We start from the raw sequence: 25,526 nt of genomic DNA on the forward strand, positions 1-25,526 counted from the left end.
TACNTAGGCCCGGTAAGCGAAGCGCCACCGGGCGAAAATCAGCTACGCTGGCGCACCGCTTCAAACAGGCAGATACCCGTCGCAACGGACACGTTCAGGGACGACACGCTGCCCGCCATCGGGATGCTGATCAGCTCGTCGCAGTGCTCGCGCGTCAGACGACGCATACCTTCGCCTTCCGCCCCCATCACCAGCGCCAGACGGCCGGTCATTTTGCTCTGGTACAGAGTATGATCCGCTTCACCGGCGGTACCGACGATCCAGATGTTCTCTTCCTGCAGCAGACGCATGGTGCGCGCCAGGTTGGTCACGCGGATCAGCGGAACATTTTCCGCCGCGCCGCAGGCCACTTTCTTCGCCGTCGCGTTCAGCTGCGCGGAGCGATCTTTCGGCACAATCACCGCGTGTACGCCCGCCGCATCGGCGCTACGCAGGCAGGCACCGAGGTTGTGCGGATCGGTAACGCCATCGAGGATCAGGAAGAACGGGTTATCCAGTTCGGCAATCAGATCCGGCAGATCGTTTTCCTGATACTGACGGCCCGGCTTCACGCGCGCAATAATGCCCTGGTGCACCGCACCTTCACTTTTCTCATCCAGGAACTGGCGGTTCGCCAGCTGGATCACCACGCCCTGCGCTTCCAGCGCGTGGATCAGCGGCATCAGACGTTTATCTTCACGCCCTTTCAGAATAAAGACTTCCTGAAAACGCTCCGGTGCGCGCTCGAGAAGGGCCTGCACCGCGTGGATGCCGTAAATCATTTCACTCATTGATGGTTCTCGTAATAAGTATTTCCCCTCCCCCCGTTGGGGAGAGGGTCAGGGTGAGGGGAGAATTTACTCCGCCTGCTTTTTCTTGGCCGCACGCTTCGCTTTGGTCGCGGCAGCTATTTTCTGCGTTTTAGCGGAAGGTTTTTTCGCTGAGCGAGCGTCTTTCTTCGCCGCCTTCGGCTTCTGTTTCTTCTCGCCGCGGAACGCGCTGTCCGGCTCGAAGTTTACCTTCTTGCCCGCCTGACGACGTTTACCGCCGCCCGGTTTACCGTTACCGCCTTTTTTCGCTTTCTCACGCTCGGTTTTGCCGACGTTACGCGGCGCGCGCTCGCTGGAGATCAGGCTGAAGTCGATTTTACGGTCGTCCATATTCACGGCTTCGACCTTCACTTCCACACGGTCGCCCAGACGGTATGTCTGGCCGCCAGACTCGCCAATCAGGCGCTGACCGACCTGGTCGAAGCGGTAGTAGTCGTTATCCAGGCTGGAGACGTGCACCAGACCGTCAATAAACAGCTCGTCCAGACGAACGAAGAAACCAAAGCCGGTCACGCTGGCAATCACGCCTTTGAAAACGTTGCCTACCTGATCCAGCATAAAGTCACACTTCAGCCAGTCCGCCACGTCGCGGGTTGCTTCATCGGCACGACGTTCGGCCATGGAGCAGTGCTGGCCCAGCTGCAGCATCTCTTCCATCGAATAGTGGTAGCCGCCGGTTTCGGTGGTGTTCCCTTTGTGGCCCTGCTCTTGCGCCAGCAGATACTTGATCGCACGGTGCAGGGAAAGGTCAGGGTAACGACGGATCGGCGACGTAAAGTGGGCGTAAGACTGCAGCGCCAGGCCGAAGTGACCGCGGTTTTCCGGATCGTAGATCGCCTGCTTCATGGAGCGCAGCAGCATGGTCTGCAGCATTTCTGCATCAGGACGATCGCCGATGGATTCCAGCAGCTCGGCGTAATCGCGCGGCTCTGGCTTGTTGCCACCCGGCAGCTCCAGGCCCAGTTCAGCCAGCACAGAACGGAATGAGGTAATGGCTTCCGTGGTCGGCTTATCGTGAATACGGAACAGCGCTGGCTCTTTGGCTTTCTCAACGAAACGTGCCGCCGAGATGTTCGCCAGGATCATACACTCTTCGATCAGCTTGTGCGCGTCGTTACGCTGGGTCTGCTCAATACGCTCAATGCGGCGTTCGGCGTTGAAGATGAATTTCGCTTCTTCGCTCTCAAACGAGATCCCGCCGCGCTCTTCGCGCGCCTGTTCCAGCGTTTTGTAGAGGTTATGCAGCTCTTCGATGTGTTTGACCAGCGGCGCGTACTGCTCGCGCAGATCCTGGTCGCCCTGCAGCATATGCCAGACCTTGGTATAGGTCAGACGCGCGTGCGAGCTCATCACCGCTTCGTAGAATTTGAAGCCGGTTAAGCGCCCTTTGGTAGAGATGGTCATCTCGCAGACCATGCAAAGACGGTCAACCTGCGGGTTCAGAGAACAGAGGCCGTTAGAGAGCACTTCCGGCAGCATCGGCACAACCTGAGACGGGAAGTAGACCGACGTACCGCGGCTGCGCGCTTCGTTATCCAGCGGCGTATGCGGACGGACATAATAGCTTACGTCAGCGATAGCAACCCACAGACGCCAGCCGCCACCGCGTTTTTTCTCACAGTAAACGGCGTCATCAAAGTCGCGGGCGTCTTCGCCATCAATAGTGACCAGCGGCAGGGATCGCAGATCCACGCGGCCCACCTTAGACTCTTCCGGCACTTCTTCGCGCAGGCTTTCGATCTGATCTTCAACCGCTTTCGGCCAGACGTAAGGGATCTCATGGGTACGCAGCGCCATATCAACGGCCATGGTAGTGCCCATGTTATCGCCCAGCACCTCGACGATTTTACCTACGGCTTTAGTGCGACGGGTTGGGCGCTGGGTGAGTTCCACCACCACCACAAAGCCCATGCGTGCGCCCATCACCTCTTCAGGTGGGATCAGAATGTCGAAGCTCAGGCGGCTGTCGTCCGGTACCACAAAGCCCACGCCCGCGTCGGTAAAGTAGCGGCCAACAATCTGGCTGGTTTTTGGCACCAGCACACGCACCACGCGCGCTTCGCGGCGGCCTTTACGGTCCGCGCCCAGCGGTTGCGCCAGGATCTGATCGCCGTGGATACACATCTTCATCTGCTCAGATGAGAGGTACAGATCGTCTTTGCGGCCTTCCACGCGCAGGAAGCCGAAGCCATCGCGGTGACCAATGACGGTCCCTTTCAGCAGATCGAGGCGTTCTGGTAGCGCGTAGCACTGGCGGCGGGTAAAGACCAGTTGCCCGTCACGCTCCATCGCGCGCAGGCGGCGGCGAAGGGCTTCAATTTGCTCTTCACCTTCAATGTTTAATTCAACGGCAAGTTCTTCACGATTGGCGGGTTTTTCGCGTTTTGTTAAGTGTTCAATGATGAACTCGCGGCTAGGGATAGGATTCGCGTATTTTTCGGCTTCGCGTTCCTGGAAAGGATCATGTGACATGTCGGTTCCTCCGTTGTCAGCTCCGGTGGAAATTTTCTTCATTCCACCAGCAATAATTTATAAAGCGGTTGATTCTCTTCAACCAAATCGGCCAGCGTGTAGTTATCCAGTTCCATGAGAAAACTTTGCACGGCCTTAGAAAGCGCCTGTTTCAGGCGGCAAGCGGGGGTAATGTGGCAGAACTCGCTGCTGCAGTTCACCAGAGACAACGGCTCCAGTTCACGTACCACATCCCCAACGCGAATACTCTGTGCCGGTTTACCGAGACGGATCCCACCATTCTTCCCGCGGACGGCAGCAACGTATCCGGCACGGCTAAGTTGATTGATTATTTTGACCATATGATTACGGGATACACCATAGACCTCTGTTACCTCAGAGATGCTGGTCATCTTTCCATCGGGTAACGACGCCATGTAAATCAGGGCGCGTAAGCCGTAATCGGTGAAACTCGTTAACTGCACATCAACCTCAGGGAAAAAGGGAAAACGCGGTTAAACCGCAGAGATATTCATTAATGATGATAAACCAGCCAGATAGTTAGGGGCTAATTTATTTGACAGACGGGGCGAAAAAGCGGAGATCCAGGAGCGGTCGCCGGATGGCGCTACGCTTATCCGGCCTACGGGTCTCCCCGCAGGCCAGCAGTCACGAAGATTATGCGTCGAACGGGTCGCGCAGGATCATCGTTTCAGTACGATCCGGGCCGGTAGAAATAATATCGATCGGCACTTCGGTCAGTTCTTCAATGCGCTTGATGTAATCCAGCGCCGCCTGCGGCAGGCCGCTACGCTCTTTCACACCGAAAGTGGTCTCAGACCAGCCCGGCATGGTTTCGTAGATTGGCTCGATGCCTTCCCAGTCGTCAGCAGCCAGCGGAGTGGTGGTCACTTCGCGGCCATCTGGCATACGGTAGCCTACGCAGATTTTCACTTCTTTCAGGCCGTCCAGTACGTCCAGCTTGGTCAGGCAGAAGCCAGACAGGGAGTTGATCTGCACTGCACGACGCACTGCGACCGCATCCAGCCAGCCGGTACGACGACGACGACCGGTGGTCGCGCCAAACTCGTTACCCTGCTTGCACAGGAACTCGCCGGTTTCATCAAACAGCTCGGTCGGGAATGGACCGGCACCCACGCGAGTGGAGTACGCTTTGATGATACCCAGAACGTAATCCACATAGCGTGGACCCAGGCCAGAGCCGGTCGCCACGCCACCCGCGGTGGTGTTAGAGGAGGTTACGTACGGATAGGTACCGTGGTCGATGTCCAGCAGCGTACCCTGCGCACCTTCAAACATGACGAAATCGCCACGCTTGCGCGCCTGGTCCAGCAGATCGGACACATCCACAACCATACCGGTCAGAATATCAGCCACCGCCATGACGTCATCCAGCACTTTCTGGTAGTCAACAGCGTCAGCTTTGTAGAAATTCACCAGCTGGAAGTTGTGATATTCCATCACTTCTTTCAGTTTTTCAGCGAAGGTCGCTTTGTCGAAGAGATCGCCCACGCGCAGACCGCGACGTGCAACTTTATCTTCGTAAGCCGGGCCGATACCACGACCGGTGGTACCGATCGCTTTCGCGCCACGCGCTTTTTCACGCGCAACGTCCAGCGCCACATGATAATCCAGGATCAGCGGGCAGGCTTCAGAGAGCAGCAGACGCTCACGAACAGGGATACCACGGTCTTCCAGACCTTTCATCTCTTTCATCAGCGCAGCAGGAGACAGCACAACGCCGTTACCAATGATGCTGGTGACGTTTTCGCGAAGAATGCCTGATGGAATAAGATGGAGGACGGTTTTTTCACCGTTGATTACGAGAGTATGGCCTGCGTTGTGACCGCCCTGGTAGCGTACAACATATTTAGCCCGTTCAGTCAGAAGATCAACAATCTTCCCTTTACCTTCGTCACCCCATTGGGTGCCCAGTACGACGACGTTGTTACCCATTTTTTTCAAAATCACCGTTTGCTTAAAAATGGATTCTACCATCGCTTTTTCAGATATACAGCACTTTTTGACCTCAAAATACGCCGATTGCGCCTACTTTTTGATCAGCCAATCGTTTTCTTCAACATGTAGTAGATAACGATACCCGCAACCACAAGACCGCCGCCAAAACGACGCAAAATATTATCCGGCAGTTGGCTCATCGTCGCGATCATTCGACGCCAGGCGCGCGGATAAAGCATCGGTCCAAGACCTTCAAGCACCAAAACCAGGGCCAGCGCGAGCCAGATCGTTGAATTCATTTTTAGTCCTTATAAAAGAAAACCACCGCTCCGTTGAGAGCGGTGGTTTGAATACTCAAACGGACCTGAGTTTATCGCGTTGCGTTAGTCGGCGTCTTCATATAACGGAAGAAATCGCTGTCCGGGCTGAGCACCATCACATCCTGGTTGCTCTGGAAGCTATTCTCGTAAGCACGCAGGCTACGGATAAAGGCATAGAAGTCTGGATCCTGACTGAAGGCATCAGCAAACAGCTTCGCCGCTTCGGCATCGCCTTCACCGCGCAGGATACGCCCCTGACGTTCAGACTCTGCGAGCGTCTTGGTCACTTCGTAGTCCGCAGCAGCACGCAGCTTCTCAGCCTCTTCCTGACCCTGTGAACGGTGACGACGGGCTACCGCTTCACGCTCGGCGCGCATACGGTTGTAGATCGCCTCGGACACTTCTGCTGGCAGGTTGATTTGCTTGATACGCACGTCAACGACTTCAATACCCAGCGCGGCCATACTGTTCGGGTTGATCACCGGCACTTTACCGTTGGTTTCAGCCTGAACGCGTTCAGCGGCTTTAGCAATCGCGTCATCCGCTGCTGGCGTTTCCACTTCGTCTTCCGTGCCCGCGGTACCAGAGTTCAGCGCATCACGGACTTCCAGCGTCAGACGGCCGCGGGAGTCGGTCACGATGTCTTTCACATCCAGACGACCGATCTCAGAACGCAGACGGTCAGAGAACTTACGTTTCAGCAGCACTTCTGCCTGAGAAACATCGCCACCGCCCGTTGCCAGGAAGTAACGGCTGAAGTCGCTGATACGCCATTTGATGTAGGAATCAACGATCAGGTCTTTCTTCTCTTTGGTCACGAAACGGTCGGCCTGGTTATCCATGGTCTGGATACGCGCATCAAGCGTTTTCACTGACTGAATGAAAGGCACCTTGAAGTGCAGACCCGGTTCGTAAATCACCGGACGTTTGTCACCATCACGCACGACGCTGCTGAACTGGAATTTGATCCCACGCTCGCCTTCTTTCACCACAAAGATCGAGGTATACAGCACGACCAGTACGATGACGATGATCGCAATAACTGACTTACGCATCCTTATTCCCCCTGACGCTGGTAGTCGTTACGCTGCGCGTTAGCACGGCGTTGGTCCATAATGTCACCATCGTTCGAAGAAGGCGTTGTGTTCGCGCTGGCGTTGCCTGAAGAGGCTGGTGGCAGACGCAGCAGGTTATTCGCACCGCTGGTGTCTTTCGCAGCCGGTGCAGAACCACCTTTCAGCATCTGATCCAGCGGCAGGACCATCAGGTTTCCGCCTTTGCTGTCGTTAACCAACACTTTGCGGGTGTGGCTCAGCACTTTTTCCATGGTCTCGATATACAGACGCTCGCGGGTAATTTCCGGTGCCGCTTTATACTCCGGCAGGATCTTCGCGAAGCGAGCCACTTCACCCTGTGCTTCCAGGATGGTCTGAGTCTTATACGCGCGTGCTTCTTCCAGAATACGCTGCGCCTGACCGTTAGCACGCGGCTGAACTTCGTTGGTGTACGCTTCAGCTTCACGGATGTACTGCTGTTCGTTTTCACGTGCAGCAATCGCATCGTCAAATGCGGCTTTCACCTCTTCCGGCGGACGCGCAGCCTGGAAGTTGACGTCCAGCAGAGTGATACCCATGTTGTATGGACGAATGGTCTCTTCCAGCTCGCGCTGGGTATCGCTACGAATAACGGTACGACCTTCGGTCAGAATACGGTCCATGGTGTACTTGCCGATCACGCCACGCAGGGCGCTGTCGGTCGCCTGACGCAGGCTGTCATCAGCGCTGGCCACGCTAAACAGATAACGCTCAGGATCGGTTACGCGGTACTGCACGTTCATCTCAACGCGCACGACGTTCTCGTCAGAGGTCAGCATCACGCCAGATGCCGCCAGTTCACGGACGGACTCCACGTTAACCGCGGTGACGTTGTCAACGAAGGTCGGTTTCCAGTTCAGGCCCGGTTCAACCAGATGGCTGAACTTACCGAAACGAGTGACCACGCCGCGTTCTGCTTCTTTAATGGTGTAGAACCCGCTGGCTGCCCAGATGATTACCACCGCAGCGGCCACAATGCCCACTACGCGGCCACCCATTGGAGGGCGCGGACTCTGAGTGGAATTACCACCCGAGCCAGAACCTTTTCCTCCGCCAAGGCCACCGAGCTTTTTGCTCAGCTTGCGGAAGATATCATCCAGATCCGGCGGCCCCTGCTCGCGACCACCTTTGTTGCCATTTCCCCCAGAGTTGCCGCCTTGATTATTGCTGCTTCCCCACGGGTCGCGGTCTTGTCCGTTATTACCGGGCTGATTCCACGCCATGTATATGCTCCATATTTGTTATGCAAGGGCGAATTATTCAGGCTTCCCCTTTCTGATCAGACGATATAGTCCGCCAGCGCAGGTTCTTGTTTACAGAGGCGACGCCAGTCAACGATCGGCATACGCACCTGCATCCCCACGCTGCCGTCATCCTCCATCCACTCTTTTTCTATCGCCTGAAGCTGATAAAACCGGCTGCGCAGCCTGCCTTCCTGTGGCGGCAATCGCAGCGTGTGCTGGGCGACCTCACCGGAAAGACGTTCTGTCAAAGCCTGGAAAAGCAGTGGCACACCGATACCGGTCTGGGCAGAAAGCCAGACCCGAATCGGTTTGTTCTCTTCATCTCTGTCGATACGCGGTTCGAAATCGTCCAGCATATCGATCTTGTTCATCACCAACAGCGTTGGGATTTCGTGGGCGTCGATCTCTTCGAGCACCACGTTCACCGCGTCGATGTTCTCCTGAACGCGCACGTCTGCCGCATCAATCACGTGCAGCAGCAGGGTCGCCTGTCGCGTCTCCTGCAACGTCGCTTTAAACGCCGCCACCAGGTCATGCGGTAAATGACGGATAAACCCTACGGTATCCGCCAGCACCGTCTCACCGACGTCTGCAACGTCAATACGGCGTAGCGTCGGGTCCAGGGTCGCAAACAGCTGGTCTGCGGCATAAACCTGGGCCTCGGTGATCTGGTTAAACAGGGTGGATTTACCGGCGTTGGTATACCCCACCAGCGACACCGTCGGGATATCGGCTTTCGTTCGCGCCCGACGTCCCTGCTCACGCTGTTTCTCAACTCTTTCCAGACGTGAGAGGATCTGGGTAATACGGCCACGCAGCAAACGACGGTCGGTTTCGAGCTGGGTTTCACCCGGGCCGCGCAAACCAATCCCGCCTTTTTGTCTTTCAAGGTGTGTCCAGCCACGCACAAGACGCGTTGCCAGATGGCGCAGCTGCGCCAGTTCAACCTGCAGCTTACCTTCGTGGGTACGCGCACGCTGAGCAAAAATATCTAAAATCAATCCCGTGCGATCGATAACACGGCATTCGCAAAGGGCTTCCAGGTTGCGCTCCTGGGCTGGAGACAGCGCATGATCAAACAACACGACTGACGCGCCGGTTGCTTTTACGGCATCCGCAATTTCGACTGCTTTACCTTCACCAACAAAATACTTTGGGTGCGGCGCTTTACGGCTACCGGTAATCACCTGCATTGCTTCGACACCGGCAGAAGAGACCAGAGATTCAAACTCCTGGAGGTCTTCCATATCTTTGTCTTGCGAAAAATAGATGTGTACCAGCACCGCCTGCTCACCGGCATCATAACGGTCAAACAAGCGTAAACCTCTCTAAAAAGATCAGCGGGGAACGCAGGATCCCTGGCTCCCCGTGTGGATAACAGTGCGAAACCTTATTCGGTCTCGTCGCTGTCCTGCGCAGGCGTTGAAGAACCCTGCGCGTTGCTGCCATGATGGTAGTTACTACCAGTGCCGCCGCCAGCGTTATTGCTGTGATGAGATACCGGACGGGACGGAACAACAGTAGAAATAGCGTGCTTGTAGACCATCTGACTGACCGTGTTTTTCAACAGAATCACGAACTGATCGAAAGACTCAATCTGACCTTGCAGCTTAATACCATTCACCAAATAAATAGAAACTGGAACACGTTCCCGACGCAATGCGTTCAGGAACGGATCTTGTAAAGATTGCCCCTTAGCCATTCTATCTTTTCCTTATATGCTTGTTTTGTACTTAGAACCTTGCGATTCTGAAAAATTGCGCACGATACGTCTCAATTGTACACATTCAGTCAGCGATATCACCAACAACCTCAATCACTTCGTTTAACGCCTGTTGCGGCTTTTCACTGTCTAACCAGTGAACGCCCTCCCAACCGCGCAACCAGGTGATCTGGCGCTTCGCTAACTGCCTCGTGGCGCAAACACCTCGATAAACCATTTCATCGTATGAAATCTCACCTTCAAGATACGACCACATCTGGCGGTATCCCACACAACGAACGGAAGGCATATCCGTATGCAAATCTCCACGGGCAAATAGCGCCCGCACTTCTGCTTCAAAATCTGAAGCCAACATCTGATGAAAACGCTGCTCAATTCGTTGATGGAGCAGTTCACGGCTCGCCGGGGCGATGGCGAACTGATGCACCTGATACGGCAGAGCGTCTCCTGACGTTTGCGTCAGTTCCGTTAAAGTTTTACCCGAAATGAAAAAAACTTCCAGTGCCCGGGAAAGCCTTTGCGGATCATTCGGATGGATTCGCGCTGCAGCAACCGGGTCAATCTCCGCCAGTTGCTGGTGCAAAACGTCCCATCCCTGCTCTGCCGCCTGCTGTTCAATCCTGGCTCGTACGTCCGGATCTGCCGATGGCAGAGGCGATAACCCCTCCAGCAGCGCCTTGAAGTAGAGCATGGTTCCGCCAACCAGTAGCGGTATTCGTCCCGCAGCGGTAATGTCGGCCATCTCGGCTAAGGCATCGCGGCGAAAGTCTGCTGCGGAGTACGCCTGAGCCGGGTCGAGAATATCCAGCAAACGGTGCGGTGCCGCGCGCAGTTCGTCTGCGTCTGGCTTCGCCGTGCCGATGTCCATTCCTCGATAAATGAGGGCGGAATCGACGCTAATCAACTCTACAGGCAAAACTTTACGTAACTCAATGGCTAACGCTGTTTTACCGGAGGCCGTAGGGCCCATTAAAAAAATCGCCTTAGGCAGGCTCGCCTTACTTACGTCAATCATGTCTCAGGGCGGTCATCGCCGTTTTTAAATCAACAGGTTGTAATAATCCACCCGGCGGCGTTTTCACCAGATGTGGGCAAAGGCGTTCAACCTCTGCCAACACGGTAATCGCCTGCGCCATACTCCACGGTGAGTGTTCGCTGGCCAGATGGCGAGCGATCCACTGCGCGGTGTTGGCGGCATCAAACGACGTTTGCTGCGCCAGGTAGCCTATCAGTTCAGGAATCAAGTTTTGTAAATTTTGTTGGCGTAAGGGTAAAGGCACTGCGCGAATTGTCACATGCTGCGCTTCCAGCACGATTTCTATGCCCATTTCGGCAAGAAGCGCCTGTGCGCGCTGCAAAACCCCTGTTTCTTCAGGGGTTATTTTTAACCGGACCGGGATCAGCAACGGCTGTGCGCAGGCGGCGTTTTCCCCCGGCGTCAGCTGCGCCTGTTTAAGCCAGCGTTCCGCCACCGGCAACGCCAGTAGCATCAGTTTCCCCTCGCGTTCGAGCAATGCCATATCCGGAGCAACAATCGTCAGTACACGACCAAAGCTCTGGCTATGCCCATCCAGTGAAGGTTGCGACACCTCGATATGCTCTTTACGTTCCACGGCGGGCGTATCAAGCAGTTTGCGGTACAACGCCCCCTGCTGCTTCTGATAACCCGGCTGAGCGTTGGGGTAGTTCGCCCCCGTAGGGCGAGGCGCGCTGCCCGCCGCTGAGAAACGCGGAGCCGACGGTTCGCGGGCTGCGGCGGGTTCAGCAAAGTGGTTGCGGCCTGCCGCCACCCGGTTTTCCGGCAGCGGACGCGGTGCCGGGGCGTCGTTTTCCAGCGGAAGCGTTGGCTCCGCCTGCTGCTGCAATACCGTGACAACACCCTGATAAATAAAGTCATGAACCAGACGTGACTGGTGGAAGCGCACCTCATGCTTCGCAGGATGGACGTTCACATCCACCTGATGGGGGTCGATCTCCAGATAAAGCACAAACGCGGGCTGTTGATCCGCACCGAGTTTGTCTTCACAGGCCTGACGAATAGCGTGGTTGATCAGGCGGTCGCGCATCATGCGGCCATTCACGTAGCAGTATTGGATCTCAGCAAAGGCGGCGCTGCTCGCGTTCGGATCGGCCACCCAGCCGCGCAGCGCCAGATCGCCATGCTGCCACTCTATCGCCAGTGCTTTTTCAAGGAACGGCGTGCCGCAGATAGCCCCTAACCGGCGTTCCTTCTGCCCACCTTCCGCCACCGCACGATACTGACGCATCACCTTGCCGTTATGGCTGAGGTTGATGGTGACATCGAATCGCGCCAGCGCGATGCGGCGAATGATCTCATCGATGTGTCCGAATTCGGTCTTCTCGGTACGCATGAACTTGCGTCGGGCTGGGGTGTTATAGAACAGGTCCAGCACTTCGAGCGTAGTGCCGACAGGGTGCGCCGCAGGTTTGACCGTGACGTCCATATCGCGCCCTTCAGCGTAGGCCTGCCAGGCCTCCTGCTGTTCCGCGGTACGGGAGGTCAGGGTTAAGCGGGATACGGAACTGATGCTCGCCAGCGCTTCGCCGCGAAAACCAAGGCTGATAATGGCTTCCAGATCGTCCAGAGAGGCAATTTTACTGGTGGCATGACGCGCCAGCGCCAGCGCCAGCTCGTCTTTTTTGATGCCACAGCCGTTGTCACGAATACGAATAAGCTTTGCGCCGCCGCGTTCGATATCAATATCAATGCGGGTTGCCCCCGCATCGAGGCTGTTTTCCACCAGCTCCTTCACCACCGACGCAGGGCGCTCCACCACCTCACCGGCGGCGATTTGGTTCGCGAGCTGCGGCGGTAGAACCTGAATCGGCATGAATTCTCCTTAATTTGTGGCGGTCATCTCACCCGGCAGCGCGGCACTGGCCGTCTGGCCTGCACCGCTTTGCGGCGCGGACTGAAGCGGATGGGCTTCAAAATATTTACGCAGACCGTTATAAATCGCTTCGGCGATCTGCTGCTGGTAACTGTCGCTTGCCAGCAGGCGCTCTTCACCGTTGTTGCTGATAAAGCCCGTTTCCACGAGGATCGACGGAATATCCGGCGAACGCAGAACACCCAGGCTCGCATGCTCCGGACGGCGCTTGTGCAATGCCCCGATGCCCTGCAGCTGGTTCAGTACGTTAGTCGCGACATCATACCCGACGCGCTGGGAATGACCGAACTGTAAATCCAGCACCGCCTGGCTGAGATACGGGTCAGACTGGCTATTAGCCAGCACATCACCCGCACCGCCTAACAGTTCAGACTGTTTCTCATGCTCTTCAAGCCAGTTTGCCATTTCACTGTTGGCGCGACGGTTCGACAGCACCCAAACAGAGGCGCCGGTCGCGCTACGATTCGGCGCGGCATCCGCATGAATGGAGACCAGGAAGTTTGCGTTTTGCTTACGCGCCACGTCCGAGCGTCCCATTACGGAGATAAAATAGTCGCCGTCGCGAGTGAGCACGCCTTTAAACATCGGATCGTCGTTTAACAGCGTCCTGAGCTTGCGGGCTACCGCGATTGTCACGTTTTTCTCCCGCGTACCGCCCGGGCCAATTGCGCCCGGATCCTGCCCGCCGTGACCTGCATCGATGGCGATGATCACTTTGTCACCGCTGACCGCCGCGCGTCGTGCGCTGGCCGCCGGACGCGTCACCGTATTACTGCTGGTTGCCGCTGTGATGCGATCGTTTTGCGACTTAAACGGATTACGGGCAGGTTCAGACGGACGCGGGGTATACACAGGTTCTTCCACGCGCTTCGCCACCACGGGTGCAGGCGGTGGAGGTGGCGGCGGTGCGTCGGCATTGATGGTAAAGACCACCGTATAGCTCGCCCCGTTTTGCTGCTTCACCGCCTTCGTTTTGCCCTTTTCGGTCAGATCCACAACCAGGCGTAACGACTGGCTATCCTGCGGCGTTCCCGAACGGATACTTTTCACCAGGTTGTTACCGCTGAAGCGCAGCGGTAATCCCTGGATTACGCCCGTTTGTTTGATATCCAGCGCCACGCTGTGGCTGTCTGGCTGAGAAAACGCATATTCTGGGTCGCCCATAAAGCTAAACGTGATCCGGGCCTGAGTTTCCCCGTTTGACACCTGAATATCTGAGAGGCTCGCCGCCCCGGCCTGCGCGCACAGCAGCACCGTGGCAGCCAACAACCAACCTTTAACGCGATTTTTCATCCCGTCATCCCTACGCTTAACCGGCCAGTCGCGCCAGTAAGGAACTGCCTGATGAGGAAACAGCACTGATGCGTGCCTCACGCCCTTGTGCCTGGTAATCTAAGTGAATTTCGACATCCGGGTCAGGCAGCACACCCGCACCTTGTTGCGGCCACTCCACCAGGCAAATGGCGTCGTTGGCAAAATAATCACGGATCCCCATAAATTCCAGCTCCTCAGGATCCGCAAGGCGGTATAAATCGAAGTGGTACACCATGAGATTTTCAAGGGTGTACGGTTCTACCAGCGTGTAGGTTGGGCTTTTCACATTCCCGTTATGGCCTAACGCCTGCAAAAAACCCCGGCTGAAGGTGGTTTTACCCGCACCTAAATCACCATAAAGATAAATGACGGTTGCCCCCTGACAGGCCTGCGCCACGCGCTTGCCGAGATCTAAAGTGGCTTGTTCATCAGGTAAAGGAATCGCTCGATTAGTCATTTTCTACGTCAATCACATCCGGGTTAACAACACGCCGTAGCGTGCAAAAAAGATCGGTGGCCAGCATACCGCGCGTACCATAGCATGCAGCAAGCTGGTCAGCCGCTGCGCCGTGGGCCACACAGCCCGCACAGGCTGCATCATAAAGGGGAAGTTTCTGTCCGAGCAATGCGCCAATGATGCCAGACAACACATCACCCATGCCCCCGCTCGCCATGCCTGCATTTCCGGCATCAATAATTCCCAACGCATCCTCGCTGGCGATAACGGTTCCCGCCCCTTTCAAAACAGCAACACCTCCGTAACGTTTTACCAGACGCTGGGCAGAAAGTAAGCGATCGCTTTCAATTTCTGCCACGCTGCAGTTAAGCAGCCGCGCGGCTTCGCCGGGGTGTGGCGTCAGGATGCGATTGTGACGCTTATCCGGGTTTATTGCCAGAAGGTTAAGCGCGTCGGCATCCCACAGCATCGGTTTACGAAAGTTCTCGACCTTTTGCAGGGCTTGTTTACCCCATGCCTGCAGCCCAAGCCCGGGGCCAATCACCACAACATCGGCCCATTCGAGGCTCTCTTCCAGCGTCTGCGGCGTGAGTTCATGCACCATCAGCTCCGGTCGGGCGGTAACGATCGGGATGATATTGTCACTACGCGTTAACACCCGCACTAAACCGGCACCGCAGCGCAGAGCCGCCTCGCCGGTCATGCGGATAGCGCCCGCCGTGCCGTGGTCACCCCCGACTATCACCAGCCTGCCGTGATCGCCCTTATGGGACGTTGGACGGCGCGGCGGCAGCCATCCGGTCAACTGCGAGGCGTCATATCGTGAAACTTGCGTATCCTGTCCCGCCAGCCAGCTTTCAAGCCCCAGCGCGTTGTGATGCAGTTTCCCCACCACATCCCGCGCTTTTCCGGTTAGCAGACCCGGTTTCAGGGCAATAAAGGTGACAGTATGTGACGCCTGAATCACCGCCCCCGGCGTCGCACCAGTTTGCGCGAGCAGTCCAGAGGGTATGTCCAGCGCCACCACCGGTGCGGGATGCGCGTTAGCACGCTCAATCAGCGCGGCAATGTTGTCGCGGGGCGCGCACATCAGACCGGTGCCCAGCAGACCATCAACGACCAGATCCACATCTTCCGGCCAGAGGATATCTGACGCATGAATCACACCGCCTGCGTTCAGCCAGGCCTCTCGCGCCGCACTGGCTTCTTCCGGCAGCGGATGTTCGCTCTCAACGGCCAGTAACGTGACGCGAAGACCTGCCGCCACGGCCAGACGGGCGACGACATAGCCATCGCCGCCGTTATTACCGTGCCCACATAAAATGAGCCAGTGAGCGGCCTGCGGGTACGCGCGGCGGGCAACGTTAAACGCCGCCTCACCCGCGCGTAGCATCAGTTCGTAAAGGGTAATGCCGAGACTATCTGCAGCCTCTTGTTCGGCGCGTCGGAGCGCATCCGCATGCCAGATGGAATGTGGTATACTTGCGGGGTTTTTCTTCACCGTATGGTCCGTCATGTCACAGCCCCTCGATCTCAATCAGTTAGCGCAAAATATAAAACAGTGGGGTGCTGAGCTTGGCTTCCAGAAGGTGGGCATCACCGACACCGACCTCTCCGCCAGCGAGCCCAAACTGCAGGCGTGGCTGGACAAACAGTACCACGGCGAGATGGAGTGGATGGCGCGTCATGGCATGATGCGCGCTCGTCCACACGAGCTGTTGCCGGGCACATTACGCGTCATCAGCGTGCGCATGAATTACCTGCCCGCCAATGCGGCCTTTGCGCGCACGCTCAAAAATCCCTCTTTGGGTTACGTCAGCCGGTATGCTCTGGGGCGTGACTACCATAAGCTTCTGCGCAACCGTTTAAAAAAACTTGGGGAAATGATTCAGCAGCACTGTGTTTCGCTGAATTTTAGACCCTTTGTGGATTCCGCGCCTATTCTTGAGCGTCCGATCGCTGAAAAAGCGGGGCTTGGCTGGACAGGTAAGCACTCACTTATCCTTAGCCGCGACGCCGGTTCGTTCTTTTTCCTGGGTGAACTGCTGATAGATTTACCGCTGCCGGTAGACGGCCCGGTAGAAGAAGGCTGCGGCCGGTGTGTAGCCTGCATGACCATCTGCCCGACAGGCGCTATTGTCGAGCCTTATACGGTTGACGCACGCCGCTGCATCTCCTATCTCACTATCGAACTGGAAGGGGCCATTCCTGAGGAATTTCGACCGCTTATCGGCAACCGGATCTACGGTTGTGACGACTGCCAGTTGATCTGCCCATGGAACCGCTATTCGCAGCTTACGGACGAAGAGGATTTCAGCCCGCGTAAGGCGCTGCATGCACCACCGCTTATTGAGCTGTTCGCCTGGACAGAAGCCTGGTTCCTGAAAGTGACGGAAGGTTCGGCCATTCGCCGTATCGGTCATTTGCGTTGGCTGCGAAATGTTGCCGTTGCGCTGGGCAATGCCCCGTGGGATGAAGCGAATATTCAGGCACTCGAGAGCCGTAGAGGTGAGCACCCACTTCTCGATGAACACATAGAGTGGGCGGTTGCACAGCAAATTGAGAAGCGAAATGCCTGCGTGGTCGAAGTGCAGTTACCCAAGAAACAGCGGCTGGTGAGGGTGATTGAAAAAGGGCTAACGCGGGATGCCTGAACTATTCACAGCCTGTGTATAAAATTACAAACTCAGGCGCCATCAGGGCTGGCTAAGAGGTCAAGTGATCTCACTAACATTTTGAAATGATATTTTCTTTTTATAAATCAAAAAATTACAAAGATACTATTCACCCTGCGAAGCGTTTGGCACTCACAGATAAACGGCAGGTTCTGTGGATAACTCTGTTTACAAGAGTATTTCAGATGAAATAGAAAACGTCCCCAACGAAGCATTTCGCTGTGGATAATTTGAATATGAAGAAGAATTTGGAGCGGGAAACGAGACTCGAACTCGCGACCCCGACCTTGGCAAGGTCGTGCTCTACCAACTGAGCTATTCCCGCTTGGGTGTTCTGGTGCTGTGCGTATCTTGCGATACTTTCAAATTTTGGAGCGGGAAACGAGACTCGAACTCGCGACCCCGACCTTGGCAAGGTCGTGCTCTACCAACTGAGCTATTCCCGCTTGGGTGTTCTGGTGCTGGCGTATCTTGCGATACTTTCAAATTTTGGAGCGGGAAACGAGACTCGAACTCGCGACCCCGACCTTGGCAAGGTCGTGCTCTACCAACTGAGCTATTCCCGCAAATCTGTACTGCTTTTGTTGCTGTCGTAACGTGTAATTCTCTGTCGTTACGGGAGGCGCATTATACGAGAAATCCTTTTAGCTGCAACCCCCCTTAAAGCGATTTTTTTGAAAATCCGTTCAAATGCTTAATTAATCGGCAAGCTGAACAATTTAACGACAAAAACCCGGCCACGCAAGGCGCCGGGTCGCAAAATCACAGCTTTATAAAGTTTTCGCGGTAGTACGCCAGCTCCGCAACCGACTCGCGAATGTCGTCCATCGCCTGGTGTGTTCCCTGCTTTTTAAAGCCGTCGAGAATTTCCGGTTTCCAGCGACGCGCCAGCTCTTTCAGGGTGCTGACATCCAGATAGCGGTAGTGGAAATACGATTCCAGCTCCGGCATGTACTTAAACAGGAAGCGACGATCCTGACCAATGCTGTTACCGCAGATAGGCGATTTGCCCGCCGGAACCCACTGTTTCAGGAATTCAATGGTTGCCAGTTCTGCTTCGCGGTCGCCCTGGGTGCTGGCCTTCACGCGCTCTACCAGCCCGCTACCGGTATGGGTGCGCACGTTCCATTCATCCATCAGCGCAAGTTGATCGTCAGACTGATGTACCGCGATGGTTGGCCCTTCCGCCAGAATATTCAGGTTGGCATCAGTGACCAGCGTTGCAATTTCAATGATGCGATCGCGCTCGGGATCCAGCCCGGTCATTTCAAGATCGATCCAAATCAGGTTGTTTTCATCCGCGCTCATGTTATTTTCCACCCTTCTCGCATAACCGGCAGTAGCAGGTTAACTAGTATTAATTAGAGTGTATCATAGAGGTTTTGCCCCTTACGGGCGACCAGGAGCCAGCGCGATTGAGTAAAAATAAACTCTCCAAAGGGCAGCAGCGCCGCGTAAACGCCAACCACCAGCGCCGTCTTAAAACCACTTCGGAGAAGCCGGATTACGACGACAACCTGTTTGGTGAAGCGACAGAGGGCGTCGTAATTAGCCGTTTTGGTATGCATGCTGATGTCGAATCCGCCGAAGGGGATATCCACCGTTGCAATATTCGTCGCACTATCCGTTCACTGGTAACCGGCGATCGCGTCGTCTGGCGTCCGGGTAAAGAAGCCGCTGAAGGGGTGACGGTTAAGGGCATCGTTGAAGCCGTGCATGAACGCACGTCGGTGCTGACCCGTCCTGATTTCTACGACGGTGTTAAACCCATTGCCGCCAATATTAACCAGATCGTCATCGTTTCGGCGATTTTGCCTGAGCTTTCGCTCAATATTATCGACCGTTATCTCGTCGCCTGCGAAACGCTGCAGGTTGAACCGATCATCGTGTTGAACAAGATCGATCTGCTGGATGACGACGGCATGGCCTTCGTGAATGAGCAGATGGATATCTATCGCAAGATCGGTTATCGCGTGCTAATGGTCTCCAGCCACACTAAAGATGGCCTGAAGCCGTTAGAAGAAGCGCTGACTGACCGAATCAGTATCTTTGCGGGTCAATCTGGCGTAGGTAAATCGAGCCTGCTGAACAACCTTCTCGGCCTCCAGCAAGAGATCCTGACCAACGATGTGTCCAACGTTTCGGGTCTGGGCCAGCACACCACCACCGCCTCACGTCTTTATCACTTCCCGCACGGTGGCGACGTGATTGACTCGCCGGGCGTACGTGAGTTTGGCCTGTGGCACCTTGAGCCGGAACAAATCTTCAACGGATTTGTCGAATTCCATGACTATTTAGGCGCTTGCAAATATCGCGACTGTAAGCACGACAACGACCCTGGCTGCGCCATCCGCGAGGCGGTAGAGAACGGTGAGATTGCGGAAACCCGCTTCGAAAACTATCACCGCATTCTTGAGAGCATGGAAGACGTAAAAACGCGTAAAAACTTTTCTGATTCTGATAACTGACAACTAAGCTAAGCATCGCTAAAATCGTCCCCTTTTTTCAGGTTCCGGCGCTTTTCCGCCGGATCAGGAACGACAAAACAATGGCCTGGAGGCTACCTTGTTAAACTCATTCAAACTTTCGCTTCAATACATTCTGCCAAAACTGTGGCTCACTCGCCTGGCGGGCTGGGGCGCGAGCAAACGAGCGGGCTGGCTGACCAAACTGGTCATCGACCTGTTCGTGAAATTCTACAAGGTCGACATGAAAGAGGCGCAGAAGCCGGACACCGCCAGCTACCGCACGTTTAACGAATTCTTCGTGCGCCCGTTGCGCGACGAAGTGCGCCCGTTAAATACCGACCCTAACGTGCTGGTGATGCCTGCGGACGGCGTGATCAGCCAGCTCGGTAAGATCGAAGACGACAAAATTCTGCAGGCCAAAGGCCATAACTACACCCTGGAGGCGCTGCTCGCAGGTAACTACCTGATGGCAGATCTGTTCCGTAACGGTTCCTTCGCGACCACCTACCTGTCGCCGCGCGACTATCACCGCGTACACATGCCGTGTAACGGTATCCTGCGTGAGATGATCTACGTGCCGGGGGATCTGTTCTCTGTGAACCACCTGACCGCACAGAACGTTCCGAACCTGTTCGCCCGTAACGAGCGCGTCATCTGCCTGTTTGATACTGAATTTGGCCCAATGGCACAGATTCTGGTGGGTGCTACCATTGTAGGCAGTATCGAAACCGTCTGGGCCGGCACCATCACCCCGCCACGCGAAGGCGTGATCAAGCGCTGGACCTGGCCTGCCGGTGAAGAGGAAGGCTCTGTGGCCCTGCTGAAAGGTCAGGAGATGGGCCGCTTTAAGCTGGGCTCTACCGTGATCAACTTGTTTGCACCGGGTAAAGTGAACCTGGTTGAACAGCTGGAAAGCCTGTCGGTGACCAAACTGGGTCAACCGCTGGCGGTGTCGACCGAAACCTTCATCACGCCGGACGCAGAGCCTGCGCCGCTGCCTGAAGAAGAGATCAACGCCGAGCATGACGCCAGCCCGCTGGTTGACGACAAAAAAGACGAAGGCTAACAACAGAAGGATCGCTGACGTGCGCCCGATTATCGTTCTACTGATGGCCTGGTGCCTCAGCATGGGGGCGTACGCAGCGACAGCCCCCGACGCCAAACAGATAACCCAGGAACTGGAGCAGGCAAAAGCGGCGAAACCCGCTCAGCCAGAGACCGTCGAGTCGCTCCAGTCTGCCCTGAACGCGCTTGAGGAGCGAAAAGGCTCCCTTGAGCGCGCTCAGCAATATCAGCAGGTTATCGACAACTTCCCGAAACTCTCTCAAACGCTGCGCTCACAGCTGAATAACCTGCGTGATGAACCGCGCGAGGTTCCTGTGGGCTTAACGTCGGATGCGCTAAACCAGGAGATCCTCCAGGTTAGCAGTCAGCTTCTGGAAAAGAGCCGCCAGGCGCAGCAGGAACAAGAGCGCGCACGTGAAATCGCCGACTCGCTCAGCCAGCTACCGCAGCAGCAGACCGATGCCCGCCGTCAGTTGAACGAGGTCGAGCGTCGCGTCGGCACGCAAGCCGGTAATACGCCACAGAGCCAGGCGCAAAATCTTGGGCTACAGGCGGAATCCGCCAGGCTCAAAGCGCTGGTTGATGAGCTGGAGCTGGCGCAGCTTTCTGCCAACAACCGCCAGGAACTGTCGCGCATGCGCGCTGAACTGGCGCAGAAGCAGAGCCAACAGCTGGACGCGTATCTGCAGAGCCTGCGCAACCAGTTAAATAGCCAGCGCCAGCGCGAAGCCGAACGCGCGCTGGAAAGTACAGAACTCCTCGCGGAAAACAGCGCAAATCTGCCTGTCGGCATCGTCGATCAATTCAAGGTTAACCGCGAGCTTTCAGCCGCGCTGAACCAGCAGGCGCAGCGTATGGATTTGGTTGCGTCGCAGCAGCGACAGGCGACCAATCAAACGCTGCAAGTACGTCAGGCGCTTAACACCCTGCGTGAGCAGTCCCAGTGGCTGGGGTCCTCCAACCTGTTGGGTGAAGCCTTACGCGCCCAGGTTGCCCGCCTGCCGGAAATGCCAAAGCCGCAGCAGCTTGATACCGAGATGGCGCAGCTGCGCGTCCAGCGCCTGCATTTTGAAGACCTCCTCAATAAGCAGCCGCAAATCCGCCAGATCCGTCAGGCCGATGGACAACCGCTTACCGCTGAGCAGAACCGCATCCTTGAAGCCCAGCTGCGCACCCAGCGTGAGCTGCTGAACTCTCTGCTGCAGGGCGGCGATACGCTGATCCTTGAGCTAACCAAGCTGAAAGTGTCAAACAGCCAGCTGGAAGATGCGCTGAAAGAGGTCAACGAGGCGACGCACCGTTATCTCTTCTGGACATCTGACGTGCGGCCAATGACCTTCTCGTGGCCAATAGAGATTGTGCAGGATCTGCGCCGCCTGATTTCGCTGGATACCTTCAGCCAGTTGGGCCAGGCCAGCGTGATGATGATTACCAGTAAGGAGACCATCTTCCCGCTACTGGGCGCGCTGATTCTGGTGGGCTTCAGTATCTACTCCCGCAGGCACTTTACGCGCTTCCTCGAACGTTCCAGCGCGCGCGTCGGGAAAGTGACGCAGGATCACTTCTGGCTGACGCTGCGTACCGTATTCTGGTCGATTCTTGTTGCTTCACCGCTACCTGTGCTGTGGATGACGCTGGGATACGGCCTGCGCGAGGCCTGGCCCTATCCGCTTGCGGTAGCGATTGGCGATGGCGTCACCGCCACCGTGCCGCTGCTGTGGGTAGTGATGATTTGTGCCACCTTCGCGCGTCCAAACGGTCTGTTTGTCGCCCACTTTGGCTGGCCGCGCAGCCGCGTCGCGCGCGGCATGCGTTACTACCTGATGAGCATCGGCCTGATCGTGCCGCTAATTATGGCGCTGATCATGTTCGATAACCTCAATGACCGGGAGTTCTCCGGTTCGCTGGGCCGTCTCTGCTTTATCCTCATCTGCGGCGCGCTGGCAATGGTGAAACTCAGCCTTAAACGCGCCGGCATTCCGCTGTATCTCGATAAGACGGGCAGCGGCGATAACATGCTCAACCGCATGCTGTGGAACCTGATGCTCTCCGCGCCTTTGGTGGCCATTCTGGCCGCAGCCGTGGGGTATCTGGCGACCGCGCAGGCGCTGCTGGCACGTCTTGAAACCTCCGTCGCCATCTGGTTCCTGCTGCTGGTGGTCTACCATGTCATCCGTCGCGGAATGCTGATCCAGCGTCGTCGTCTGGCGTTTGACCGTGCCAAGCATCGCCGCGCCGAAATTCTGGCCCAGCGCGCACGCGGTGAAGAAGAGCCAAACCACGTCAACAGTACAGAAGGGACAACGGATGCCGACGATGTCGAAATCGATCTGGATACCATCAGTACCCAGTCATTGCGGCTGGTGCGTTCCCTCCTGATGCTGGTTGCGCTGTTGTCCGTGATTTTTCTGTGGTCGGAAATTCACTCCGCGTTTGGCTTCCTGGAGAACATCTCGTTGTGGGATGTGACGTCCACGGTACAGGGTGTTGAAAGTCTGGAGCCGATTACCTTAGGGGCGGTGCTGATTGCCATTCTGGTGCTGATCATCACCACGCAGCTGGTGCGCAACTTCCCGGCGCTGCTGGAGCTGGCGCTGCTGCAGCACCTGGATTTAACCCCCGGCACGGGCTACGCCATTACCACCATCACCAAGTATCTGATCATGCTGTTTGGTGGGCTGGTAGGTTTCTCAATGATTGGTATTGAGTGGTCAAAACTGCAGTGGCTGGTCGCCGCCCTGACCGTGGGTCTGGGCTTTGGCCTGCAGGAGATTTTTGCCAACTTCGTTTCCGGTCTGATCATTCTGTTTGAGAAACCGATCCGTATTGGCGATACGGTGACCATCCGCGATTTGACCGGTAGCGTCACGAAGATCAATACGCGCGCCACCACGATCAGCGACTGGGATCGAAAAGAGATCATCGTCCCGAACAAGGCGTTTATCACCGAGCAGTTTATCAACTGGTCGCTGTCAGACTCCGTCACCCGAGTGGTGCTGACCGTACCGGCACCGTCTGATGCCAACAGCGAAGAGGTGACGCAGATCCTCTACACCGCAGCAGAGCGCTGCTCGCTGGTGATTGACAACCCGGCACCGGAGGTATTCCTTGTGGATTTACAGCAGGGTATTCAGATCTTCGAGCTGCGTATCTACGCCGCCGAGATGGGACACCGTATGCCGTTGCGACATGAGATCCACCAGCTGATTCTGGCTGGCTTCCGCGAACACGGGATTGATATGCCGTTCCCACCGTTCCAGATGCGTCTGGAAAGCCTCGGCGGGAATAAAACGTCAAGAACGCTGTCATCTGCAGGGCGCAAACGCCCGGCGGGAAGTTTGTAATCTTTCTCCCCTCCCTTTCGGGAGGGGCATTTTACCGCTAAGCCACTTCCGTGATGTACGCCATCGAGCGACGACGATAGTTCTCATAAATCCCCATCGCCAGCAGCGAGAAGAAGATCGGACCGCCAACCATCCACAGCGCGCTGTTCCAGTCATTCGCCTCAATGATGGGCTGGATCACGGTGAATATATTGGCAAACGCCACCACCAAAACCACCACCGTGGTTGCCAGCAGCGTTGTTGCGCGGGTTTTGAAAATCACGAACGGACGTTCCAGCCCCTGCTTCGCCTTAAAGAACGGGAACGCAAGCGTCAGGAACAGATACGGGAGCGTCATTGAGACGTTCGCCATCAGGGTCAGCTTGTTGTAAAACGCTGACGCCGTATCTCCACCGAACGACACCAGAAGAATGAACACGCATACCAGCAGACACTGCATCCACATGGCGTTAGCGGGCATGCCGGTTGTATTCAACTGCGTCATGCGCGCTGGCCACAGCGCTTTTGGCGTGCCCTGAATAATGGCTTTCAGCGGAGAGTAAATTAGCGTGAAGAACGCGCCCGTATACGCAAGGAACATCGACAGTCCGGTGATGCGCGCAAACCAAACGCCCATCGTCGTCGCCGCGTCCGGCGTCAGGTTCATCGCCTGCCCCAGCGTCATGCCCAGACTTTTCATCAGAACATAGGTGATGTTCCCGAGGTTCGTGGTGTTGTTGCTCAGTACCTGCTGCCAGTTAGTGCTGACGCCCCAGAGGAAAATCGCCAGCGAATAGCCAATCGAGATGACGATGGCGGCAAAAATAATGCCTTTGGCAAAGTTCTTTTCCGGGTTCTCGGTCTTATCGACCAGGCCGCCTACGGCTTCAATACCGCCGTAAGCAAAGATGGCAAAGACCACGAAGGAGAGCATGGCAAGGCCGGACTGATAGCTCGGGTTAGGGGATGAAACAAAATTCACCTCCTGCGCGAAATGGCCGCCGTTCAGACACAGAATGGCGATACTGACCACCAGCAGAACCAGGTTCAACCCCATGACCGAAATACCGCCCACAGCGGTAATCCGGGCTATTTTGTTGATACCTTTAGACGCCACCAGCGTTACAACAACCATCCAGCAGACCGCCAGAATACCCACCACCTGCGTAGAGCTGAGGCCCGCCAGCGACCAGACCTGGGTTTTATCGGCATCGAACACAAACGTCGAGAACGGAACCCACACCTTCGCGGCCGTACTGACCATCCAGACGACGTAAGAGGAGAACCACATAAACGTGCCGATAAACGCATAGCGCGGGCCAACGCTGTTGTTCATCCACGAATAGATCCCGCCCTCTTCTTTGCGATAGGCCGATCCCATTTCCGCCATCATCAGCGCAAAGGGAATGAAGAAGAATAGCGCAGAGACGATATAAAACGGCGTCGCGCTGTAACCCATCAGGTAGAAGGCCGACGGGCTGTTGGCAAAACCAAAGACCGAGGTAAATATCATCAGGATGAGCCCGGTGAGGGTCATCTTTTTGAGTGAGTGAGACATATAACCATCCGAAGGAGAATTAAGCTGCGCGGATGGTAGCAGATGACCAGACAGAAATTGTGGCTATGCGAGGCAAACTAAGAAAAAGACCCGTGTACAGAGGAATTGGCAGTTTTTAATGTTGCTGTACGGA

At 56.0% G+C, this 25,526-nt stretch carries 20 protein-coding genes and 3 tRNA genes; 4 read left to right on the top strand and 19 right to left on the bottom strand.

All coding sequences use genetic code 11. From position 1 onward, the window contains the following. Positions 1-38 precede the first annotated feature (38 nt). From rlmB to nnr, 14 genes are all read right to left on the bottom strand, one after another. On the bottom strand, positions 39-770 hold the full coding sequence (gene rlmB, locus ACTJJA_RS11575; RefSeq protein ID WP_058840431.1) for a 23S rRNA (guanosine(2251)-2'-O)-methyltransferase RlmB: 732 nt from the start codon (positions 768-770) through the stop codon (positions 39-41). Between the two features lie 66 nt (positions 771-836). After that, the gene (gene rnr, locus ACTJJA_RS11580; protein ID WP_440668080.1) at positions 837-3,281 is read right to left on the bottom strand and encodes a ribonuclease R; all 2,445 of its coding nucleotides are present in this window, start codon (positions 3,279-3,281) and stop codon (positions 837-839) included. A gap of 38 nt (positions 3,282-3,319) precedes the next feature. Further along, entirely contained in the window at positions 3,320-3,745 is a 426-nt protein-coding gene (gene nsrR, locus ACTJJA_RS11585) for a nitric oxide-sensing transcriptional repressor NsrR (RefSeq protein ID WP_010427492.1), read from the bottom strand. Positions 3,746-3,938: 193 nt separating this feature from the next. After that, complete coding sequence (locus ACTJJA_RS11590; RefSeq protein WP_042713442.1) at positions 3,939-5,237, bottom strand: adenylosuccinate synthase; 1,299 nt, start codon at positions 5,235-5,237, stop codon at positions 3,939-3,941. Between the two features lie 104 nt (positions 5,238-5,341). Continuing rightward, positions 5,342-5,539 carry a DUF2065 domain-containing protein gene (locus ACTJJA_RS11595; protein WP_010427497.1) on the bottom strand — a complete coding sequence of 66 codons (198 nt, stop codon included), beginning with the start codon at positions 5,537-5,539 and terminating at the stop codon, positions 5,342-5,344. 71 nt (positions 5,540-5,610) lie between these two features. Beyond that, on the bottom strand, positions 5,611-6,615 hold the full coding sequence (gene hflC / locus ACTJJA_RS11600) for a protease modulator HflC (protein ID WP_010427498.1): 1,005 nt from the start codon (positions 6,613-6,615) through the stop codon (positions 5,611-5,613). 2 nt (positions 6,616-6,617) lie between these two features. Then, positions 6,618-7,877 (bottom strand): FtsH protease activity modulator HflK, encoded by a 1,260-nt coding sequence (gene hflK, locus ACTJJA_RS11605; protein ID WP_440668083.1) that lies wholly within the window; start codon positions 7,875-7,877, stop codon positions 6,618-6,620. A gap of 56 nt (positions 7,878-7,933) precedes the next feature. Beyond that, entirely contained in the window at positions 7,934-9,214 is a 1,281-nt protein-coding gene (gene hflX / locus ACTJJA_RS11610) for a ribosome rescue GTPase HflX (protein WP_010427502.1), read from the bottom strand. 74 nt (positions 9,215-9,288) lie between these two features. After that, entirely contained in the window at positions 9,289-9,600 is a 312-nt protein-coding gene (gene hfq, locus ACTJJA_RS11615; RefSeq protein ID WP_008502919.1) for an RNA chaperone Hfq, read from the bottom strand. An 85-nt stretch (positions 9,601-9,685) separates the two neighbouring features. Beyond that, complete coding sequence (gene miaA, locus ACTJJA_RS11620) at positions 9,686-10,636, bottom strand: tRNA (adenosine(37)-N6)-dimethylallyltransferase MiaA (RefSeq protein WP_010427503.1); 951 nt, start codon at positions 10,634-10,636, stop codon at positions 9,686-9,688. Continuing rightward, complete coding sequence (mutL, locus tag ACTJJA_RS11625; RefSeq protein WP_440668086.1) at positions 10,629-12,473, bottom strand: DNA mismatch repair endonuclease MutL; 1,845 nt, start codon at positions 12,471-12,473, stop codon at positions 10,629-10,631. Before mutL ends, miaA begins: the two co-directional genes overlap by 8 nt. Before the next feature lie 9 nt (positions 12,474-12,482). Further along, a complete protein-coding gene (gene amiB, locus ACTJJA_RS11630) occupies positions 12,483-13,826 on the bottom strand; it encodes an N-acetylmuramoyl-L-alanine amidase AmiB (RefSeq protein WP_440668088.1) in 1,344 nt (447 codons plus the stop codon). Positions 13,827-13,842: 16 nt separating this feature from the next. Beyond that, the gene (gene tsaE / locus ACTJJA_RS11635; RefSeq protein WP_008502923.1) at positions 13,843-14,304 is read right to left on the bottom strand and encodes a tRNA (adenosine(37)-N6)-threonylcarbamoyltransferase complex ATPase subunit type 1 TsaE; all 462 of its coding nucleotides are present in this window, start codon (positions 14,302-14,304) and stop codon (positions 13,843-13,845) included. After that, positions 14,297-15,820, bottom strand: coding sequence for a bifunctional ADP-dependent NAD(P)H-hydrate dehydratase/NAD(P)H-hydrate epimerase (gene nnr / locus ACTJJA_RS11640; protein ID WP_440668090.1), 1,524 nt, complete (start codon positions 15,818-15,820; stop codon positions 14,297-14,299). The genes tsaE and nnr overlap by 8 nt, the downstream gene beginning before the upstream one ends. Here nnr and queG point away from each other — a divergent pair. Next, on the top strand, positions 15,819-16,958 hold the full coding sequence (gene queG / locus ACTJJA_RS11645) for a tRNA epoxyqueuosine(34) reductase QueG (RefSeq protein ID WP_010427508.1): 1,140 nt from the start codon (positions 15,819-15,821) through the stop codon (positions 16,956-16,958). The genes nnr and queG overlap by 2 nt on opposite strands. A gap of 270 nt (positions 16,959-17,228) precedes the next feature. Here queG and ACTJJA_RS11650 read toward each other — a convergent pair. From ACTJJA_RS11650 to orn, 4 genes are all read right to left on the bottom strand, one after another. Beyond that, a tRNA-Gly gene (locus ACTJJA_RS11650) sits at positions 17,229-17,304 on the bottom strand. Positions 17,305-17,349: 45 nt separating this feature from the next. Further along, positions 17,350-17,425: transfer RNA gene (locus tag ACTJJA_RS11655), tRNA-Gly, on the bottom strand. 44 nt (positions 17,426-17,469) lie between these two features. Next, positions 17,470-17,545: transfer RNA gene (locus tag ACTJJA_RS11660), tRNA-Gly, on the bottom strand. Between the two features lie 196 nt (positions 17,546-17,741). Beyond that, complete coding sequence (orn, locus tag ACTJJA_RS11665; RefSeq protein WP_089600925.1) at positions 17,742-18,287, bottom strand: oligoribonuclease; 546 nt, start codon at positions 18,285-18,287, stop codon at positions 17,742-17,744. A 107-nt stretch (positions 18,288-18,394) separates the two neighbouring features. Between orn and rsgA the strand changes: the two genes are divergently transcribed. The 3 genes from rsgA to mscM all read left to right on the top strand — a co-directional run bounded on the left by rsgA (position 18,395) and on the right by mscM (position 23,856). After that, the gene (gene rsgA, locus ACTJJA_RS11670; RefSeq protein ID WP_440668092.1) at positions 18,395-19,447 is read left to right on the top strand and encodes a small ribosomal subunit biogenesis GTPase RsgA; all 1,053 of its coding nucleotides are present in this window, start codon (positions 18,395-18,397) and stop codon (positions 19,445-19,447) included. 97 nt (positions 19,448-19,544) lie between these two features. Beyond that, on the top strand, positions 19,545-20,513 hold the full coding sequence (asd, locus tag ACTJJA_RS11675; protein ID WP_440668094.1) for an archaetidylserine decarboxylase: 969 nt from the start codon (positions 19,545-19,547) through the stop codon (positions 20,511-20,513). 19 nt (positions 20,514-20,532) lie between these two features. After that, on the top strand, positions 20,533-23,856 hold the full coding sequence (gene mscM / locus ACTJJA_RS11680; RefSeq protein ID WP_440668096.1) for a miniconductance mechanosensitive channel MscM: 3,324 nt from the start codon (positions 20,533-20,535) through the stop codon (positions 23,854-23,856). A gap of 37 nt (positions 23,857-23,893) precedes the next feature. Here the strand turns inward: mscM and yjeM are convergent, their stop codons facing one another. Next, a complete protein-coding gene (yjeM, locus tag ACTJJA_RS11685) occupies positions 23,894-25,393 on the bottom strand; it encodes a glutamate/gamma-aminobutyrate family transporter YjeM (RefSeq protein ID WP_440668098.1) in 1,500 nt (499 codons plus the stop codon). Positions 25,394-25,526: the final 133 nt, after the last annotated feature.

It is taken from the genome of Enterobacter sp. 22452 (assembly GCF_052045065.1).
In the GTDB taxonomy this organism is placed as follows: domain Bacteria; phylum Pseudomonadota; class Gammaproteobacteria; order Enterobacterales; family Enterobacteriaceae; genus Enterobacter; species Enterobacter mori.

Bases quoted from the DNA above. Each gene is read 5' to 3' on its own strand.
- rnr (WP_440668080.1), bottom strand. From the start codon at position 3,281: ATGTCACATGATCCTTTCCAGGAACGCGAAGCCGAAAAATACGCGAAT.
- nnr (WP_440668090.1), bottom strand. From the start codon at position 15,820: ATGACGGACCATACGGTGAAGAAAAACCCCGCAAGTATACCACATTCC.
- ACTJJA_RS11595 (WP_010427497.1), bottom strand. From the start codon at position 5,539: ATGAATTCAACGATCTGGCTCGCGCTGGCCCTGGTTTTGGTGCTTGAA.
- hfq (WP_008502919.1), bottom strand. From the start codon at position 9,600: ATGGCTAAGGGGCAATCTTTACAAGATCCGTTCCTGAACGCATTGCGT.
- ACTJJA_RS11590 (WP_042713442.1), bottom strand. From the start codon at position 5,237: ATGGGTAACAACGTCGTCGTACTGGGCACCCAATGGGGTGACGAAGGT.
- rlmB (WP_058840431.1), bottom strand. From the start codon at position 770: ATGAGTGAAATGATTTACGGCATCCACGCGGTGCAGGCCCTTCTCGAG.
- amiB (WP_440668088.1), bottom strand. From the start codon at position 13,826: ATGAAAAATCGCGTTAAAGGTTGGTTGTTGGCTGCCACGGTGCTGCTG.
- yjeM (WP_440668098.1), bottom strand. From the start codon at position 25,393: ATGTCTCACTCACTCAAAAAGATGACCCTCACCGGGCTCATCCTGATG.
- orn (WP_089600925.1), bottom strand. From the start codon at position 18,287: ATGAGCGCGGATGAAAACAACCTGATTTGGATCGATCTTGAAATGACC.
- hflC (WP_010427498.1), bottom strand. From the start codon at position 6,615: ATGCGTAAGTCAGTTATTGCGATCATCGTCATCGTACTGGTCGTGCTG.
- hflK (WP_440668083.1), bottom strand. From the start codon at position 7,877: ATGGCGTGGAATCAGCCCGGTAATAACGGACAAGACCGCGACCCGTGG.
- queG (WP_010427508.1), top strand. From the start codon at position 15,819: ATGTCACAGCCCCTCGATCTCAATCAGTTAGCGCAAAATATAAAACAG.
- miaA (WP_010427503.1), bottom strand. From the start codon at position 10,636: ATGATTGACGTAAGTAAGGCGAGCCTGCCTAAGGCGATTTTTTTAATG.
- mutL (WP_440668086.1), bottom strand. From the start codon at position 12,473: ATGCCGATTCAGGTTCTACCGCCGCAGCTCGCGAACCAAATCGCCGCC.
- tsaE (WP_008502923.1), bottom strand. From the start codon at position 14,304: ATGACTAATCGAGCGATTCCTTTACCTGATGAACAAGCCACTTTAGAT.